This is a genomic window from Microbacterium pumilum (assembly GCF_039530225.1).
GTDB lineage: Bacteria > Actinomycetota > Actinomycetes > Actinomycetales > Microbacteriaceae > Microbacterium > Microbacterium pumilum.
Window position 1 is genome coordinate 157,468 of record NZ_BAAAOH010000001.1, and the last position, 17,326, is coordinate 174,793.

17 protein-coding genes are annotated in these 17,326 nt (G+C 67.2%); 6 read left to right on the forward strand and 11 right to left on the reverse strand.

The features are described 5' to 3' along the window. Window positions 1-120: 120 nt before the first annotated feature. From ABD188_RS00725 to ABD188_RS00740, 4 genes are all read right to left on the reverse strand, one after another. Window positions 121-990: a fumarylacetoacetate hydrolase family protein gene (locus ABD188_RS00725; protein WP_344057554.1), complete on the reverse strand. Its 870-nt coding sequence runs from the start codon at window positions 988-990 to the stop codon at window positions 121-123. Beyond that, a complete protein-coding gene (locus tag ABD188_RS00730; RefSeq protein ID WP_344057556.1) occupies window positions 987-1,862 on the reverse strand; it encodes a fumarylacetoacetate hydrolase family protein in 876 nt (291 codons plus the stop codon). The genes ABD188_RS00725 and ABD188_RS00730 overlap by 4 nt, the downstream gene beginning before the upstream one ends. Window positions 1,863-1,936: 74 nt before the next feature. After that, a complete protein-coding gene (locus ABD188_RS00735; RefSeq protein ID WP_344057558.1) occupies window positions 1,937-2,728 on the reverse strand; it encodes an SDR family NAD(P)-dependent oxidoreductase in 792 nt (263 codons plus the stop codon). 27 nt (window positions 2,729-2,755) lie between these two features. After that, window positions 2,756-3,547: an SDR family NAD(P)-dependent oxidoreductase gene (locus ABD188_RS00740; protein ID WP_344057560.1), complete on the reverse strand. Its 792-nt coding sequence runs from the start codon at window positions 3,545-3,547 to the stop codon at window positions 2,756-2,758. Between the two features lie 223 nt (window positions 3,548-3,770). On the opposite strand from ABD188_RS00740, the gene ABD188_RS00745 reads away from it, so the two are divergent. Further along, on the forward strand, window positions 3,771-4,325 hold the full coding sequence (locus tag ABD188_RS00745; RefSeq protein ID WP_344057561.1) for a carboxymuconolactone decarboxylase family protein: 555 nt from the start codon (window positions 3,771-3,773) through the stop codon (window positions 4,323-4,325). Window positions 4,326-4,382: 57 nt separating this feature from the next. After that, a complete protein-coding gene (locus ABD188_RS00750) occupies window positions 4,383-5,180 on the forward strand; it encodes an IclR family transcriptional regulator (RefSeq protein ID WP_344057563.1) in 798 nt (265 codons plus the stop codon). 52 nt (window positions 5,181-5,232) lie between these two features. Here ABD188_RS00750 and ABD188_RS00755 read toward each other — a convergent pair whose 3' ends face one another. The 3 genes from ABD188_RS00755 to ABD188_RS00765 form a co-directional block, all read right to left on the reverse strand. Then, a complete protein-coding gene (locus ABD188_RS00755; RefSeq protein WP_344057565.1) occupies window positions 5,233-6,120 on the reverse strand; it encodes an alpha/beta hydrolase fold domain-containing protein in 888 nt (295 codons plus the stop codon). Between the two features lie 94 nt (window positions 6,121-6,214). After that, window positions 6,215-6,985 carry an alpha/beta hydrolase fold domain-containing protein gene (locus ABD188_RS00760; RefSeq protein WP_344057567.1) on the reverse strand — a complete coding sequence of 257 codons (771 nt, stop codon included), beginning with the start codon at window positions 6,983-6,985 and terminating at the stop codon, window positions 6,215-6,217. Between the two features lie 10 nt (window positions 6,986-6,995). Continuing rightward, window positions 6,996-7,541 (reverse strand): quercetin 2,3-dioxygenase, encoded by a 546-nt coding sequence (locus tag ABD188_RS00765; protein WP_344057569.1) that lies wholly within the window; start codon window positions 7,539-7,541, stop codon window positions 6,996-6,998. A gap of 156 nt (window positions 7,542-7,697) precedes the next feature. Between ABD188_RS00765 and ABD188_RS00770 the strand changes: the two genes are divergently transcribed. Continuing rightward, on the forward strand, window positions 7,698-8,609 hold the full coding sequence (locus tag ABD188_RS00770) for a LysR family transcriptional regulator (RefSeq protein WP_344057571.1): 912 nt from the start codon (window positions 7,698-7,700) through the stop codon (window positions 8,607-8,609). A gap of 27 nt (window positions 8,610-8,636) precedes the next feature. On the opposite strand, the gene ABD188_RS00775 is transcribed toward ABD188_RS00770, so the two are convergent. The 4 genes from ABD188_RS00775 to ABD188_RS00790 are packed head-to-tail and all read right to left on the reverse strand — an operon-like array spanning window position 8,637 to window position 14,157. Continuing rightward, entirely contained in the window at window positions 8,637-9,500 is an 864-nt protein-coding gene (locus tag ABD188_RS00775; protein ID WP_344057573.1) for an ATP-binding cassette domain-containing protein, read from the reverse strand. Beyond that, on the reverse strand, window positions 9,497-11,599 hold the full coding sequence (locus tag ABD188_RS00780) for a dipeptide/oligopeptide/nickel ABC transporter permease/ATP-binding protein (protein ID WP_344057575.1): 2,103 nt from the start codon (window positions 11,597-11,599) through the stop codon (window positions 9,497-9,499). Before ABD188_RS00780 ends, ABD188_RS00775 begins: the two co-directional genes overlap by 4 nt. Then, window positions 11,596-12,537 carry an ABC transporter permease gene (locus tag ABD188_RS00785; RefSeq protein ID WP_344057577.1) on the reverse strand — a complete coding sequence of 314 codons (942 nt, stop codon included), beginning with the start codon at window positions 12,535-12,537 and terminating at the stop codon, window positions 11,596-11,598. The genes ABD188_RS00780 and ABD188_RS00785 overlap by 4 nt, the downstream gene beginning before the upstream one ends. Window positions 12,538-12,594: 57 nt before the next feature. Beyond that, on the reverse strand, window positions 12,595-14,157 hold the full coding sequence (locus ABD188_RS00790) for an ABC transporter substrate-binding protein (RefSeq protein WP_344057579.1): 1,563 nt from the start codon (window positions 14,155-14,157) through the stop codon (window positions 12,595-12,597). A gap of 412 nt (window positions 14,158-14,569) precedes the next feature. Here ABD188_RS00790 and ABD188_RS00795 point away from each other — a divergent pair, with 412 nt between their 5' ends. The 3 genes from ABD188_RS00795 to ABD188_RS00805 all read left to right on the forward strand — a co-directional run bounded on the left by ABD188_RS00795 (window position 14,570) and on the right by ABD188_RS00805 (window position 17,273). Next, the gene (locus tag ABD188_RS00795; RefSeq protein ID WP_344057581.1) at window positions 14,570-15,808 is read left to right on the forward strand and encodes a glycoside hydrolase family 1 protein; all 1,239 of its coding nucleotides are present in this window, start codon (window positions 14,570-14,572) and stop codon (window positions 15,806-15,808) included. A 43-nt stretch (window positions 15,809-15,851) separates the two neighbouring features. Further along, complete coding sequence (locus ABD188_RS00800) at window positions 15,852-16,730, forward strand: aminoglycoside phosphotransferase family protein (protein WP_344057583.1); 879 nt, start codon at window positions 15,852-15,854, stop codon at window positions 16,728-16,730. 318 nt (window positions 16,731-17,048) lie between these two features. Further along, complete coding sequence (locus ABD188_RS00805; protein WP_344057585.1) at window positions 17,049-17,273, forward strand: hypothetical protein; 225 nt, start codon at window positions 17,049-17,051, stop codon at window positions 17,271-17,273. Window positions 17,274-17,326 lie beyond the last annotated feature (53 nt).

Here is a 17,326-nt window from a genome sequence, read left to right on the forward strand (position 1 = left end):
GGCGTTGTCCACGCTGTTATCCACATAGTTTTGTGGGCAAAGCCATTCGTGTCAACGGCGAATTTGCTCTCGGCGAGACGAAGCGATCGCTTTCAGGGTTGCGACGCGGCCAAGGCAGGGTCACATCCCCGCAGTGAACCTCGTGGTCAGCGTTCCGATCCCTTCGATCGCACTCACCAGCACGTCATCGGGGCCGATGAACCGCGGCGGCGTCCGGCGGTTGCCGATGCCGGACGGGGTTCCCGAGAAGATGATGTCACCCGGCAGCAGCGGGCAGACGGCCGAGATCCGCACGAGCAGCTCGGGCACGTCGTACAGCATCATCGACGTGCGCGAGGACTGCATCTTCTCGTTCGAGAGGGTGCACGAGATCGCGAGGTCGTCCTTGTCGGCGAACTCGTCGGGCGTCACGAGCCACGGCCCGGTCGGACCGAAGCCGGGGAACGACTTGCCGAGGCTGAACTGCGGCGCCGAGCCCTGCAGCTGCGTGATGCGCTCCGACAGGTCCTGCCCGATGGTGAGCCCGGCGACGTGATCCCACGCCGACTCACGGTCGACCTTGTGCGCCTCGCGGCCGATCACGACGACGAGCTCGACCTCCCAGTCGACGTGACCCTCGGGCAGCTCGACGACCGTGTCGGGACCGACGATCGACGACGGGAACTTCGTGAACGTGACCGGCATCGAGTCCGGCGGGTATCCCGCCTCTGCCGCGTGCTCGGCGTAGTTGAGACCGATCGCGAAGACTTGACGGGGTCGCGGTACGGGGGCTCCGAGTTCAGTGACATCGACCGATTCGGATGTCGCCGCATCCGCTCTGTCCAACGCCGCGGCCCACTCTGCGAACGCGTCCCAGTCGTCGAACAGCGACTGCGGATCGGGGCCGAAGCGGCCGTCGGACGCCACGGCGACGTCGATCGCGCCGTCGGTCCCTGAGCCGGTCGACGGGCCGACGATCACCGCGCGGCCTGCGAGATTCGCGATCCTCACCAGTCGACCCGCTGCGGGGCAGGCTCGCCGTAGCGGTCCTCCCACGAGATCACGCGGTTGCGGAGCGTGCCGATGCCGGTGATCTCGGCCTCGATCTCGTCGCCGGGCTTGAGGTAGAAGTCGAACGGGTTCGGCTGCACGGCGGCCACGCCCGAGATGGTTCCTGTGGTGATGAGGTCGCCCGCGCTGTAGGTCTGCGGCGAGTGGTAGGCGATCAGGTGCGGGAACTTGATACGCGTCTGGTTGGTGTTGCCCTGCTGGCGCACCTCGCCGTTGACACGTAGCTGCATCGGCAGCTCGTGCATGTCGGGCACCTCGTCGGCCGTGACGATCCAGGGACCGATCGGGCAGAACGTGTCGATGGCCTTCGAGAAGGAGAAGACTCCCGATTCCATCTCCTTGCGCTGGATGTCGCGAGCCGAGATGTCGTTGAACACGGTGAAGCCGGCGATGTAGTCGACGGCTTCGTCAGGGCCGAAGAACTTGCCCGACTTGCCGATCACGATGGCGAGCTCGAGCTCGTAGTCGAGCTCTTTCGTGAGCCCCTCGGGGTAGACGATGTCGTCGCCCGACCCGATGATCGCGTCGACGTTCTGGAAGAACACGATGCCCTTGTGCACCGGGTGCGACCAGTCCACAGCCGTGAGCTCGTTGTGGTGGTCGGCGAAGTTGCCGGCGGTGTGGAAGAACTTCTTCGGGCGGATGGGCGCCTCGAGCTTGACGTCGGCGTAGTTCAGACGCTCACCCGTCTCGCTCACGTCGCCGCCGCGCTCGAAGTACTCGCGGGTCGAGGGCACGTCGAGTTCGATGACAGTGCCTTCTTCGAGTTCGAGCCGGCCGACCCGGCCGCCGTCGAAGGTGATGAGCTTCATTGGTTTCTCCTTGGTTCAGTGCGTTTCGTCTCCTTCGCTCGCTCAGCGAGCGAAGGAGAGGTTCGAGATGGGGGTCAGGCGCCGACCATGTTGAAGCCGCCGTCGGCGAGCATGTAGCCACCGGTGAGGTGAGCCGCCTCGTCGGTCGCGAGCCAGAGGCAGGCGCCGGTGACGAACTCGGGCGGTGGGATGACGCCCATCGGCGTCTGCGAGATCAGCACCTCGCGGCGCCCGCCCTTCCAGTCCTCACGATTGAGCAGGCGCTCGGTCTCCATGAAGCCCGGCGCGAACGTGTTCACGCGCACGGACGGAGCGAACGCCTTGGCGTAGGACTTCGTGATGCCGAGGATGGCGTACTTCGCGGCGGCATACTGCGGGGCGCGCGCGGAGCCGCGGACGATCACGGTGGAGCCGACCTGCACGATGTTGCCGTGGCCCTGCTCCAGCATCCGCGCCCCGAATTCGTGGGTCATGAGCAGCGTGCCCTTGACATCGATGTCGATGACCGCATCGAGGGCCTCCTGGGTCAGCTCATCCCAGTTCATCTGCTCGCTCGAGACGTCGCCGACGTTGTTGATCAGCACGTCGAGCGTGCCGAACGCCGCCCACACCTCGTCGGCCATGCGCTTGATCTGGTCCCACGAGCCGATGTCGGCCTGAACCAGGATGCCGTCGCTGCCCGCCTCGCGGATGCGCTCGAGAGTGGCCTCGGCACCCGCCCTCGATGAGCGGTAGTGCACGGCGACCTTGGCGCCCTCCTGCGCGGCGCGCACCGCGATCTCGGCGCCGAAGCCGGTGCCGGCACCCGTGACGAGCACGGTCTTGCCTGCGAACCGGGGGAAGATCTGCGGGGTGGAATCCGTCATGTTCTGTCCAATCTTCGTTCTTCAGTCCTAGACCAGCGTGCGTCCGCCGTCGATGTACATCACGTGGCCGGTGATGAAGCCGGCATGGCGTGAGGACAGGAACAGCGCCGGGCCGGTGAGCTCGTCGGGCGTGCCCAGCCTGCCTGCCGGCACGAGGCTCTCGAGGTCCTCGCGCTTGCCTGGCTTGGCGAGTTCGCCCGCCGTGAGGGGCGTCTCGATGTAGCCGGGAGCAAGCGCGTTGACGGTCACGCCCGAGGCCGCCCATTCGCGGGCCATCACTCTGAGCAGCTGATTGATGCCGCCCTTGGATGCCGCGTACGGACCGTGCGAGTGGTGGGCGAGCAGGCCCGAGACGCTCGACAGCGCGAGGACCCGCCCATAGCCCTGGCCGACCATGTGGCGACCAGCGGCCTGCGCCAGCCCGAAGACCGACGAGAGATTGACGCGCAGGATGTGGTCCCACTCGTCTTCGGTGAACTCGAGGATCGGACGCCGATCGTTGATGCCGACGGCGTGCAGCACCACGTCGAGACCTCCGAGCCGCTGGACGGCCTCAGTCACGACGCGAGCGCCGGCGCCATGCTCCGTGAGGTCCGCCTCGATCAGCTCGTGACGTGCGCCGATCGCGGTCAGCTCGGACCCGATCGCATCCAGCGCCCGGCGGTCGCGATCGACGACCACGACGCCTGCGCCGGCTCGTGCGTAGGCGAGCACACACGCCCCGCCGATACCGCCGGCGCCCGCTACGAGCACCCGCGCGCCGTGCAGTCCGAGCCAGTCGGCGTCCGTTCGGGCTTCGACCATGGCCTCGATCGACATCGACGCCTCCTTGCGATCTGAGTCGGGAATTCATTGCGCGAAAGTTACTTTCGTTCAATGAATCTATCCGACCAGCCTCGACGTGTCAAACGAGGCCGACGCACAAGATCGCCGGTGAATGTCGTCGACTCCCACAGACTCGGGCATTTACTAAACGAAAGTTACTTTTGCTGGTTGAATAGCCTTTGACCGAGGGCATAGCAGCCGGAAGGAGCTCATTCGCATGACATCGCGCATCCGCCCACTCACACCGGGCGAACTGGCTCCCGACCAGCGTGCTCTGTACGACACAATCGTCGGTGGCCCCCGCGCGCAGGGTCCCCAGCACTTCGCACTCACCTCGACGGACGGGTCGCTGCGCGGGCCGTTCGACGTGATGCTGCGCTCCCCTGCGGTAGGCACGGCACAACAGGAACTCGGCGCCGCGATCCGGTACCGCACGGGATTCACCGATCGGATGCGCGAGCTCGCGATCCTGCTCGTGGCGACCCGTTGGAGCAGCGCTTTCGAGCGCGAATCGCACGAGGCCATCGCCCGAGCGATCGGCTTCGGCGACCTCGAGCTCGCGGCGCTCCGGGTCTCGGATGTCTCGGACTTCGCGGGCGACGAGCGGGTGGTCGGGCGTGCTGTCATCGCCCTCCTCGACGGCGACCTGTCCGACGAGCTGTGGAGCGAGACATCCGTCACCATCGGGGTCGATGGCGTCTTCGAACTGACCGCGCTCGTCGGGTACTACTCGACCCTCGCCCTGCAGCTGCGGGTGTTCCGTGCCGACTGAGATTGTGCGGCTGGGTCAAGGCGAGCTACGGTTTCACTCAATGAAAGCGACAGTGTCATGAGCGACGAGCAAGAGCCCGCCAAGACGGGCAGCCGATACCGCATCGAGGCCCTCGCAAAAGGACTCGACGTCCTGCGACTCTTCGACGAGTCGGTGACCTCGCTCAAGCTGCGCGAGATCTGCGACCGCACCGGCATCCCGATGCCGACGGCCTTCCGAGTCGTGGCGACTCTCGAGGAGGGCGGCTACCTCGAACGGATGCCCGACGGAAGCATCCGCCCGGGCGTCGCTGTGCTGCTGCTCGGCTCGGCTGCGCTGCGCGGATCGAGTCTCGTCCAACTGAGCGAGCAGCCCCTCCGCCACCTGGCCGAAGAGTCCGGCGAGACGGTCAACCTCGGTGTGCTGGTCGGCGATCAGGTGCTGTATCTCGCGCGGCTGCGCAACTCCGACCTCGTGACGGCGAACATCCAGGTCGGCTCGACACTGCCTGCCGCCTACACGTCGATGGGCAAACTGCTGCTGGCATATCTCAGCGATGATGAGCTCGCGGTGACGCTCGCCCGCCACGATTTCGGAGCGGACGCCGGACCCAACGCAGCGAAGTCGCTCGCTGAACTTCGCCGACGACTGGCCGTCATCCGCGAGCAGGGGTATTCGCTGCAGGACCAGGAAGTCGCCGCCGGCCTGCGATCAGTGTCGGTTCCTGTGTTCGGTCGCGACACCGGCCGTCCCGCGGCTGCCATCAACATCGCAGTGGCGTCATCCCGCCACGAGCTCGACTCGCTGCGCGGCCCGCTGCTCGAGCGCCTGCGGGCGACGGCCGACGACATCTCGCGGCTGTTGCGCTCCACCTGACGCACTCCCGCGGTGTGCGCCATCCACAGTCCGCAGAATCCCGATCCCCGTGTCAGCGTGCAGCGACGGCGGCGTCGAGGAGCATCAGGGTGTGCTCTGCAGCCGGGTGCCCGATCTCGTTGAGATAGCCGTGCATGGCACCAGGTTCCCGCACGACGCGGACGTCGACGCTCGCCGCGGCCAACTCGGCGGCGAAGGCCTCGCCCGAAGGTCGCAGGCTGTCGAGCTCGGCGTTGACGATCAGCACCTCCGGCAGGCCCGCGAGGTCATGGCCGCCCGCGAAGGCGTAGCCGTGGGGGTCATCGCCGTCGGGCAGATAGTTGCGGTTGATCGCGGCCCGGCTCTCTGGGGTGAACAGCCGCGCAGGCGGAACGTCCCGCAAGAGCTCGGCGGTCTCCGCATTGGGCGGCAGGATGCCGTCGTGCAGTGACGGGTACACGAGAGCGAGAAGCCGCGGCGCCGTCGTGGCGCGATCGCGCAGTCGCATCGCTGCGCCGGCGGACAGGTTGGCGCCGGCGCTCGCCCCGCCCAGCGCCACCCGCCCGGGATCTGCGCCGTACGTGCGAGCGTTCTCCACCGCCCAGTCGAACGCGGCGACGACCTGGAGACCGGCGACGGGAAAGCGCGCGCGGGGGCCTGCGGCCTCCGCCTCCGCGCGCAACTGCTCCGCGGACGGGAGATCGGCATCAGGGTCGGGCGGGCCGAGTGCCTTCAGCGCATCCAAGGGGGCGAGCGTGTAGTCCACGGAGACCACCGTGGTGCCTGCGGCACTGAGGCGCCGGCCGACCTGATCCGCCTCGGGCATCTCCAGCGTGCCGAACATGAATGCGCCACCGTGCAACCAGACGAGCAGCGCGCCACTGGGCTTCCCCGCGGAATAGAGGCGCACGCGGAAGTCGTGGCCGCCTCCGGAGAGCGTGATGTCGTGAGTACCGCTCATGGGTGGATTCCCTCTGGTCGCAGCCGGAGTGCGGCTTCGGTCGGGTTCAGGGGCGCGATGATCCTTGCAGCATCCATTGTCGCGAACCGGTTCGTCAGGAGATCGCTCGCCGAACGAACCGGATCGCGGAATCGAAGAGCGGCTCCGTGTCTAGAAGGCCCTGCCAGAAGTGCCTGCCGCCGTCGACGGGGTGGAACTCGACCTCGGCGCCGACGCCACTCAGCGCGGCGGCGAGAGCCTCGCTCTGCGCGAACGGCACGTGCTCGTCGGCGGTGCCGTGCGAGATATGGAACGGCGGTGCACCGGCGTGCACCTGGTACACCGGGCTGGCCGCGCGTGCGAGGTCGGGCAGCTCTGCCGCAGGCCCACCGATCCACCGGGCCTCGCGGGTCTCGTCGGGCGGGTCGCCCGAATCGTGCTCGGCCATCGTGAACAGGTCCGCCGGCCCGAACCAGTCCACGACGCCGAGCACGTCGTCGCGGGCAAGGCCGGACAGCGCCGCGAGTGTGGCACCGGCTGACACTCCCCACAGCACCACCCGCGAGGCATCCACACCGTACCCCGCGCCGTGGGTCTGCAGCCACGTGAGCGCGGCGGAGACGTCATCGAGCTGCGCGGGAAATCGCGCCTCACCGCTCAGCCGGTATTCGCACGACGCCACGGCGAAGCCCGCCGCGACGATGCGGTCGAAAGACTGGGCATCGCTGATTCCCGGGGTGAACACCTTGCGGCTGCCGCGGAGCCACCCACCGCCGTGCAGGAACACGATGAGAGGCGCCCCTTCGGCATCCGGCGTGCGCAGATCCATCGACAATGGGCGGAACCCGGCCGGCTGAGCGAAGTCGATCTCGAAGATCGAAGACACGATCGCTGCGTCAGTCCTTGAACGGGAACTCGGGCATGAAGATCGTGGCGTACTTCTCACCCGCCGCGCGCAGCACACTGAAGTCGGGAACGTACACACCCTGAGGCTCGGTCGCGTCGGTCTTCTCACCGATCGCGTGGAAGAAGCGTTCGAAGCCCGCGGTGCCGACGCCGAACACCTTGGTGGTGTTCTCGATCTTGAACGCGTGAACGATGCCTGCCGGCACATACGCGAAGTCACCGGTGACGAGCGTGGTCTTGCTGTGATAGTCGGCTTGGTCGTCCATCCACACGGAGATCTCGCCGTCGACGACATAGAAGATCTCGTGGGTCTTGAGGTGGATGTGCGCGGGGATGCGGTCGCCGCGCGGCGCCTTCATCGTCCACGCTCCGTACTGATCGTCGGTCTCATCTCCCGTGAGGAGGATCTCGAACAGCTGGTCGAAGACGAGCGACTTCTCGCCCTTCCCTTCGCCGAGGATGAACGGCTTCGTCGCCGCGGGAAGGATGCCGGCGAACGGCAGCTTGTCGGGGTCGTCAGCGGGGAAGATGGTCATGCTTACCTCCTTGTATGCAGTGGATGCCGTTAGGCCGAACGGAACGGTCGGGCCGTCTCGCACGTCCGTTCCAGACCTCCCCAGTCTGTTCAGGATCGCAGGAGGAGTGAAGTTCGACATCCCTACCCGGCGTTAGCCTGCGACTAAGATTCGAGCATGGATGTGTCTATCCAGGTGATCCGATATTTCTGTGTGCTCGCGGAAGAGCTGCATTTCGGTCGCGCGGCGGAACGGCTGAGCATCACACCCCCCTCGCTGAGTCAGCAGATCAGCAGGCTCGAGCAGCAGCTCGACGTCAGGCTGTTCGACCGCAGCCCCCGAAAAGTCGAGCTCACGGCCTTCGGACGTGAACTCCTGCCCCTCGCTCGACGGGTGCAGGACGACCACGATCAGCTGCTCAGCTGGGGACGCTCGATCAGGCGCGAGCGGGATGCGCCCACACTCCGAGTCGGTGTCGTCGCGGCAGGCGCAGGCAGCCTCACCACCTCGGCGATCGCGGCGACGATGCAGGCGATTCCGAGGGCGCGCATCGAGATGCGCAGACTCGGCTTCTTCGATGTCGCCGAGGAGCTCGAGGGAGGACGTGTCGATGTCGTGTTCGCCCCATGGCCCATGCGCCTGCCGCCGCGCGTGCTCGCGGAACCGCTGTGGCGCGAGCCGCGGGTGCTCGTGGTGCGCGCGGACCACCCACTCGCCGGCCGCGAATCGATCTCGATCCTCGAGACCGGCGACGAGGTCTTCGTGGCTGTCGCGAAGGGGGTTCCCGAGGTCGTGGACTGGTGGATCGTCGACCCTCGGCCCGACGGATCCCGTCCCAAGCGCGGGCCCAAGGCGGACAGCGTTGAGGGCCTGCTGGAACTCGTCGCGGCCGGCGCGGGCGTCAATATCGCAGGCCAGTCCGCCAGCAAGCACTACCGGCGCGACGAGTTGGCCTTCATCCCGATCGACGACATCGAACCCGCCACCATCGTGCTGTGCAGCCTGAGCGACACGCGCAATCCGATGGTCAAGGCCTTCCGTGACACGGCGCAGTCGCTGTCGCCGCTCGTCGATGCGACATTCCATTGACGAGGCGGGCGCGGTCGGCCTCGTGCTTCACGCCACCGGTGCCGCGGCCTTGAGGGTCTGCCACGCCTCTCGCCGACGGGCCTGCTCGTCGGGGTCGGGTACGGGCGAAGCCGCCATGAGCACCTGCGTGTAGTGGTGTCGCGGGTTGCGCATCACCTCGAGCGTCGGGCCCTCCTCCATCACGCGGCCGCGATTGAGGACGACCACGCGCTGCGCGAGGAACTCGACAACGGCCATGTCGTGGGCGATGAAGAGGTAGCCGAGATCCGTTCCGGAACGCAGGTCGGCGAGCAGATTCAGGACCTGGGCTTGCGTGGAGAGGTCGAGAGCGCTGACAGCCTCGTCGCAGACGACCAGCCGCGGATCGGTGACCAGCGCGCGGGCGATCGCGATGCGCTGCCGCTGCCCGCCGGAGAACTGACGCGGGTAGCGCGCCTCCGAACCCGGCGCGAGCCCCACGGCATCGAGCACCTCCTTGACTCGCCGATCGCGCTCCGCACGAGCGACACCCGCCACCCGCATCGGCTCGCTGATCGCATCGCCGATGGGGCGTCGCGGGTTCAGCGATGAGAACGGGTCCTGGAACACCGCGCGAAGGTCCCCCTGCAGCGAGCGGCGATCGGCCGCACTGGCCTTCGTGATGTCACGGCCCTCGAACAGGATCTGGCCGCTCGTCACCGGCTGCAGCCCGAGGATGGCGCGGCCGATGGTCGTCTTGCCCGAGCCCGACTCGCCGACGAGTCCGAGAGTCTCGCCGCGGGCGATCGTGAACGACACGTCGTCGACGGCGGCCGGACCCTTCTTGTTGTAGCGGACGACAAGGTTGCGCACCTCGAGGAGCGGCGAAGTCGCGGCATCGCCGTCCGTGTTCACGAGCGGGAGGTCGGTCACAGTTCTCCTCCGATCGATACCGGCTCACGCCATTCCTCTTGTCTGCCGCGCACTTCGTCACGGCGGATGCAGCGCACGCCGCCGTCACCCTGCGATCTCGCGAGCAGCGGGATGGGCGTCATGCAGGCCGCTTCGACGAACCGGCAGCGCTGCGCGAAGCGGCATCCGGTCGTCCACGATCCGGGCAGGGGCACCTGGCCCGGAATCGAGGCGAGTCGGGTCGTGCCCTCGAAATCGATGATGGCGTGCGGGTCCGCTGCGAGGAGGGCCATCGTGTAGGGATGCTCGGGACGCACGAGAACGTCTCGCACGCTGCCTGTTTCGACGATCTCGCCGGCGTACATCACCGACACGTCGTCGCAGAGGTCCGCGACGACGCCGAGGTCGTGGGTGACGAGGATGATCGACATCCCGCGCGCGGCGATGAGCCCGCGCAGCAGCGCGAGGATCTCGGCCTGGATCGTGACATCCAGAGCCGTGGTGGGCTCGTCAGCGATGAGCAGCCGCGGAGATCCGGCGAGCGCCAGGGCGATCGCGACGCGCTGCGCCATGCCGCCGGAGATCTGGTGCGGGTAGCTCTTGAGCACGCGCGGCGGATCTACGATGCCGACGTCGACGAGGAGCTGTTCGGCGACGCGCTTCGCCTCGCCCGATCCCACCCGACGCATTCGCTTGATGGCCGAGGCAAGCTGCCAGCCGATGGTGAACATCGGGTCGAGTGCGCGGCTCGGCTCCTGCGAGATGAACGCGATGTCATGGCCGCGAACTTTGGCGAGCGTCTTCTCGTCTGCCCTCGCGAGGTCGACATCCCCCCATTGGATGCGTCCCGACCGTACCGACAGACCGGGCGAGAGCAGGCCGAGCAGTGCGTACGACGTCACGCTCTTGCCGCATCCCGACTCACCCACCAGGCCCATGACCCGCCCTGGGCGCACACGAAGCGAGACACCCGTCACGAGCGCAGGGCCGCCGTCGACGCCGAGGACGAGGTCCTCGACGATGAGCTCTCCGGGGGCGGCGGGGCCGCTCGGCACCTGCTGGTCGCTCGCAGCGGGGGCGCTGAGAGCGGGTGCGTCTTCCGGGATCTCCACTGCTTCCGAGTAGTCCGCGACGGTGTCGACGGGAAAATTAGCGGTGGCTTCCAGCGGGTACTCCACAGGTGCCGACTCGGGAGCGGCCGCCAGGACGTACGTCGTGTCCGGCGCGACCTTGCTGCGCTTGCGCCGCAACGCCACGAGCGGCGGGGGCGTTGCGGCACCGCCGGAGAGGACGTCTGCCAGTGCGTTCGCCGCGATGATCGTCAGAGCGAGGACAGCACCGGTGGGCACCATCATCCACGGATCCTGGAAGATGAAGCGCGCGGCGGTCTGGATCATGCCACCCCACGTCGGCTCGGGCGGCTGCGCACCGAGCCCGATGAAGGCCAGACCCGCCTGCATCATGATGCCCACGCCGAAGAACAGGACGAATTGCACGATCACGGTGGTCGACATGTTGGGCAGCACATGCCGGAATCCCACACTGGCCGGTCGTACTCCGTCGACTGCTGCCGCCTCGATGAACAGCTGCTGCTGCAGCGACTTCGCCTGGCCGAACAGGATCCGGTAAAGCGCACCGAACAGCAGCAGACCGAACAGCGCCATGACCAGCGGCATGTTCGTGCCGACGGCCGCGATGAACGCGAGGATGATGACCATCCCGGGAAGCGACATCACGATCTCACTGATCCGGTTCATGATGCCTTCACCACGGATGCTGCGAGCGGCCCAGAGCACGACCGGCACCGTGACGAGCACCGCGACGAGCGGGGGGATGCAGGCGATCGCGAGTGTCGGCGCTGCGGCAGTCACGATGCGCGACAGAAGGTCCCGCCCGAGCTCATCGGTGCCGAGGAGATGTGCGGCAGACGGACCCTGCAGGACTGCGCTCAGATCCTGCTGGAGCGGTCCGTAGCGCAGCCACAGCGGCGAGGTGAGCGATGCGATGACGAGACCGATGATCCAGATCAGCGCGAGGATCGCCGTGGGCGACCTCAGCCGACCGCCCCGCTTGCGCTCGGAGCGGCGGATGGTCAGGATCGCTGTGGTCGAGACGGTCATGATGTGCGCAGTTTCGGGTCGAGGGTGCGGTTGAGGGTTTCCAGCAGCACGTTCACGAAGACGACGACGAGTGTCGCCACCAGGACGAGCGCCTGCACGAACGGCAGATCGGCGGAGCCCACGGCTGCCTGCATGGCCTGGCCGATGCCGGGGAGCGCGAACAGCAGCTCGATCATCACCGAGCCGCCGAAGAGCACGATGAACTGGACCGCCACACTGGCGAGGATGGGAAGGCTCGCGCCGCGGAGTGCGTGCACGTAGACGATGCGATTCGTGGGGGTCCCGACCGCACGGAGCGTGCGGATGTGCTCCTGGGCGAGCGACTCCGCCATCGATGCACGGGTCTGGCGGGCGATGAATCCGGCTGACGTGAGCGCGATCGTGAGGACAGGCAGCACCAGCGATTTGAACCACTTCTCAGGGCTGACGTCGAACGGTACGAAGCCCGTCGCCGGCAGCAACCGCATCTGCACTGCGAAGACATAGACGAGAAGGATGCCGACCCAGAAGGCCGGCAGCGACAGCATGATGCCGGTGATGACGGTGATGGCCCGGTCGACGGCACCGCCGCGGACGGCGGCGACAACACCGAGGACGATGCCGATCACCGCGCTGAGAATCGTGCCGCCCAACGCGAGCGCCGCCGTCACGGGAAGGCGTTTCGCGATGTCGGGACCAATGGGACGCCCGTCGATGAGTGAGACGCCCAGGTTGCCCTGCAGGACTTGGCCGACCCACGCCAGGTACTGCTGGATCCACGGGTCGTACCAGCCGACCGACTCGTTGTAGGCGAACACCTGCTCGGGGGTCGCCGACTGGCCGAGCGCGACACCACCGGGCGTCGAACCCGAGAGGTGGACGAGCACGAACGCGATCCACGACGCGATCAACAGCGTCAGGATCGCCCAGGCGACCCGCTTCAACACGAAGATGAGCATCAGAACTCCTTGGGATGCCGGTGCCGGCGGCGCAGAGTCGCCGGCACCGGCATCGGCTCAGGATGCGGGCTGGATGGCTGACAGGATCGGGAACGACTCGGCGCCCGGGAACGTGAGCTCCGCGACCTTCGCCTCGTTGTACGCCCACGGCGACAGCTGCTCGTAGAGCGGGATGAGCCACCCCGAGTCGACGATCGCGCGGTTGAGGTCCTGGAGCGCGGTCTCCTTGGCGGCGTCGTCCTGCGCTGCCCCGTACGCGCCGGCCGCGGCCTGGATGTCCGGGTTCTCCGCCTTGTGGAAGTTCGCGAAGCCGAACAGCACACCGAAGACGTTGCCCAGCGGGTTCGTCCACGTCAGCGGGAGCGGGCCACCGAGCGGCTCAGTGGAGACGACGGCGAACAGTTCCTCGGTCGAGGCGGCGTTCTTCAGCGTCATTTTGACCCCGATGGCCTCCCAGTAGGGCTGCAGCGCCTCGAGATCGCGCTGACTGCCCTGGTTGATCGTGAAGTCGAAGGCGAATCCGTCAGGGTACCCGGCCTCGGCGAGGAGCTCCTTGGCGCCCTCGGGGTCGTATGCGTACTGCTCGTCCAGCTCGGGAAGGAAACCCGGGCTGTCGGCGGGCATCGCGTTCGCGGTCGGGAGATTGCCCGGGTGCACCGCGCCGACGTACGTCTCACGATCGATCGCCATCGACAGCGCCTGGTACACACGCGGGTCCGCCCACTGCGGCCCGAGCGCGCCCTTCTTGTCGAACGCGATGATGTTCTGGACGGTGCCGCCGTTGGCGACCAGTCCCGTGCCGGCGGACTCGACCTGGGCCTGCTGGTCGGAGCCGATATTCGCCAGATCGACCTCACCCGAGATCGCCGCGTTCACGCGTGCCTGCGGGTCGAGGATGGGGCGGAACTCGTAGGAGTCGAACGGGTAGTTCTCCGCGTCGGGGTTGTCTTCCTTCTTGACGAGAAGGTAGGAATTGCCCTTCACTGTTGCGTCCGCGTCGATGCTGAGCGGGCCGGACCCGTCGGGTGTCGAGTCGAGAGTCGCGCGATCAGCCGCTCCGGTCGGGCCGACGATTGCTCCACCCGGCATCACCAGGTTCGCCTCGAACCCGGCCTGGGGCCTCGTGAAAGTCAGCGTCACGGTGTCGTCGTCGACGACGGTCACGTCGGAGATCTCGTTCTGTCCGCCTTCCGCGAACCCGCTGTAAGCGGACAGATCGGCGCCACCACGGGCGTCGAGGTTCTGCTTGACCAGGTCGGCCGTCAGGGTGCTGCCATCGTCGAACGTCGCCTCTGTGTCGAGATCGAGCGTCAGCTGTGTGCTGTCTTCGTTGTACTCGAACGAGGTCACCAGGTCGGGGACGACCTGGCCCTCCTCGTCCAGGCGGAACAGTGAGTCATAGATGCCTTCGAAGAACATCCGCTGGCCGGTGCCGTACCGCACCGGGTCATAGCCCAGGGCCGCCTGGTCGGAGTCGAGCCCGATGATGAGCTTCGAGGTGTCGACGGGGGCGCCGCTCTCGCCTCCTCCGCCGGAACCGGAGCATGCGCTGAGAACGAGGGCTGATGCTGCGACGGCCGCAATGACGGCGGCGCCACGTGCTGTGGTGATTCGGGACATCCTGATCTCCTGTGATCGGTGTGCTGCTGCGGACTTCGGTGTCACGGATCGCTGTCGGGAATGCGATCCGTTTGGTTCAGAGTGCCGACCTCCGGCACGTTTGGCCATTCGGATTCACTCTGAGGTGCGTTAGCGGGCGCCTAACTTTGCTTCGCGTTCACTGTTTCTAGTGAAACATGCTTTCACAGAATGAACAAGCTTTTGCTTCCGTCCGTGAACGCGCGACAGGCAGGGCGCATGTGCTCTCGGATCCAGCTTCAGCCGACTCCAGGCATCGGGGAATCGCCCGTCTGCTATGCGCCCATCAATCCCAGTGATGGGCGGGATTGCGAAGATCTCGTTATACAATGAAAGCTGTTTTCATAGAATGAACGTGTAAGACATGATGGTGAAGGCTCAGAGAGGATCACTCATGCACGCATCCCGCTTCCCCGCCGACTTCCTCTGGGGCGTGGCCACGGCCGGGCACCAGAACGAAGGCGACAATGTCGACAGCGACACCTGGTTCCTGGAGAACGTCACGCCGACGATCTTCCGCGAGCCTTCGGGCAAGGCCATGAACGGATGGGAGCTGTGGGAGTCCGACCTCGATCTCGTCGCGGGTATGGGGCTCAACGCCTACCGATTCTCGGTCGAATGGGCTCGTGTGGAGTCGACCGAGGGGGAGTTCTCGGACGAGGCGCTCGCGCACTACGAGGCGATCGTCGACGGATGCCTCGCGCGCGGTCTGGCGCCGATCGTGACCTTCAACCACTTCACGTCGCCGCACTGGTTCGCGAAGCGCGGCGGGTGGCTCAACCCCGAGGCTCCCGAGCTCTTCGCCCGGTACTGCGGCGTCGTCATGGACCGCTTCGGCGACCGGATCGCGCTCGCCCTCACCTTCAACGAGCCCGACCTGCCCGAGATGCTGACGTGGATCGAGATGCCCGACTTCGTCGTGCAGCTGGGACGCGCGACCCTCGACGCTGCGAGCGAGGCGGCCGGCGTCGAGCGCTACCGCGCCGGCAACGTCATGGTCCCCGAGGATTTCGCCCCCATGCGCGCCGGGATGACGGAGGGTCACCGGGCCGCGAAGGCAGCCATCAAGACTCGGCGCCCCGACCTGCCGGTGGGCCTGTCGATCGCGATCATCGATGACGTGGCCGCTCCCGGCGGCGAGGAGCTGCGCGATCGCAAGCGCGCGAAGGTGTACGACCACTGGCTCGAGCTCGCCCGCGACGACGACTTCGTCGGCGTGCAGAACTACGAGCGCGAGGTCTACGGTCCCGACGGCCCCCTGCCGGTTCCCGAGGGCGTGGCCGTCAACGGGATGGGTACCGCTGTCGCACCCGAGTCGCTGCGCGGCGCGGTCGAGTACGCGCACTCGGTCAGTGGAGTGCCCGTCCTCGTGAGCGAACATGGAATCGGCACCGAAGACGACTCGCTGCGCGCCGGGTTCCTCGAGCCATCACTGGATGGCCTCGCACAGGCGATCGAGCACGGCGTCCCGGTTCTCGGCTACTGCCACTGGACCCTGATGGACAACTTCGAGTGGATCGGCGGATACGGCCCCAAGCTGGGCCTGCACAGCGTCGATCGGCAGACTTTCGAGCGCACCGCAAAGCCGAGCGCCGCCGTGTACGCCGAACTCGTCCGCTCCTTCAGCGGGTAAGCCTGTCTTCCGCGTCTGAACCCGCGCACGACAGACTGGTCGGGTGGAGATCGACGACGCGCTCGTGCGGCGGCTCGTGTCTGCGCAGTTCCCGCGATGGAGTCATCTGGCGATTCGCCGCGTGACGCCGGGCGGGTGGGATAACCGCACCTTCAGGCTCGGCGACGAGCTGCTCGTCCGACTCCCGAGCGCTGACGGATATGCGGCCGCGGTCGCGAAGGAGCAGCGCTGGCTTCCGGCGATCGGCCCGCACGTTCCGCTCCAGGTGCCCGAGCCCGTCGGGCACGGAGTGCCGACACCCGAGTTCGACCGCCCGTGGTCGGTGTACCGCTGGATCACGGGTGTGCCGGCGGCCGAAGCGATGCCCGACGATCTGGACGAGTTCGCGGGCGACGTCGCCCGATTCCTCACCGCGCTCGCCGATGTCGACGCCACCGACGGCCCCGCGCCGGGCGCGCACAGCTTCTGGCGCGGGGCGCATCCGCGCGTCTACGAGGAGGACGTGGTGCGCTCATTGGAGCGACTCGACGGCGTGATCGACACGGTCGCGGCGCGCGAGGTATGGGATGCCGCGCTCGGGACCGAGATCACCGCGCCCGCCGTCTGGTTCCATGGCGACATCGCTCACGGCAACCTGCTGCTCCGCGAAGGGCGGCTGGCCGCGGTGATCGACTTCGGGACGTCGGGAGTCGGCGACCCGGCATGCGACCTGGCGATCGCATGGACGATGTTCGATGACTCGGCCCGCGATGTGTTCCGCTGCGCTCTGCGGTGGGATGACGACGTGTGGGTGCGCGGCCGGGCGTGGGCGCTGTGGAAGGCGATGCTGGTGCTGTCGGATGCATCCGGTTCGCACGATCCCGAAGCCGAAGCGCGCTCATCCCGCATCGTGATCGAGAAGATCCTGGCCGACGCGCCCTGAACGGCCGTCCGCGCAGCGAACCGGCCGCGAAGTCCGCGGCCTCAGCGACCACGGTCGCGATCGTGCTGGTGCATCGACGCACGAGCGCCGCCGGTGCCGGCCGACGGCGCTCGCGGCGATGCGTCGGTGCGAGACCTCCTGTGAACCGCCATGCCGGCCCGGCGGACACAGTTTGTCCGCATCGCAGAGGCTGCTCCCCAGCAACCCCTGCACGGTAGTCTATCATGTCTCTATAGAGCATCTATCATGAGAGTATGGCTCAGAGCTTGGCCTCCCGTGCTACGTTCAGGTCTTATGCCGCGTCCGTATGGAGACCCCGTGGAGATCGTCACAGCGCCGATTCCGGCGCAGTCGCCCTTCATCCCGTTGGAGGCGAAGATCGTGGTGGGTGCCGTAGCGCCGGCATCGCCTGATCCGATCCCGATCGTGCTGCTCCCGGGTTACGAATACCGCATGCGGGAGTGGCGGCATCCCACGACCCACGAGATCCACTGGCGCCTCGAACGGAGGAAGTCGCCCTCTCCCGGCGAGACGGACGACTAGCCTCGCCCGCGCTCCGCGCGAATCGGGCCCCCTCATACTCGTGCGCCTTCTCG

Bases quoted from the DNA above. Each gene is read 5' to 3' on its own strand.
- ABD188_RS00730 (WP_344057556.1), bottom strand. From the start codon at position 1,862: ATGAAGCTCATCACCTTCGACGGCGGCCGGGTCGGCCGGCTCGAACTC.
- ABD188_RS00735 (WP_344057558.1), bottom strand. From the start codon at position 2,728: ATGACGGATTCCACCCCGCAGATCTTCCCCCGGTTCGCAGGCAAGACC.
- ABD188_RS00740 (WP_344057560.1), bottom strand. From the start codon at position 3,547: ATGTCGATCGAGGCCATGGTCGAAGCCCGAACGGACGCCGACTGGCTC.
- ABD188_RS00745 (WP_344057561.1), top strand. From the start codon at position 3,771: ATGACATCGCGCATCCGCCCACTCACACCGGGCGAACTGGCTCCCGAC.
- ABD188_RS00750 (WP_344057563.1), top strand. From the start codon at position 4,383: ATGAGCGACGAGCAAGAGCCCGCCAAGACGGGCAGCCGATACCGCATC.
- ABD188_RS00755 (WP_344057565.1), bottom strand. From the start codon at position 6,120: ATGAGCGGTACTCACGACATCACGCTCTCCGGAGGCGGCCACGACTTC.
- ABD188_RS00765 (WP_344057569.1), bottom strand. From the start codon at position 7,541: ATGACCATCTTCCCCGCTGACGACCCCGACAAGCTGCCGTTCGCCGGC.
- ABD188_RS00770 (WP_344057571.1), top strand. From the start codon at position 7,698: ATGGATGTGTCTATCCAGGTGATCCGATATTTCTGTGTGCTCGCGGAA.
- ABD188_RS00780 (WP_344057575.1), bottom strand. From the start codon at position 11,599: ATGACCGTCTCGACCACAGCGATCCTGACCATCCGCCGCTCCGAGCGC.
- ABD188_RS00785 (WP_344057577.1), bottom strand. From the start codon at position 12,537: ATGCTCATCTTCGTGTTGAAGCGGGTCGCCTGGGCGATCCTGACGCTG.
- ABD188_RS00790 (WP_344057579.1), bottom strand. From the start codon at position 14,157: ATGTCCCGAATCACCACAGCACGTGGCGCCGCCGTCATTGCGGCCGTC.
- ABD188_RS00795 (WP_344057581.1), top strand. From the start codon at position 14,570: ATGCACGCATCCCGCTTCCCCGCCGACTTCCTCTGGGGCGTGGCCACG.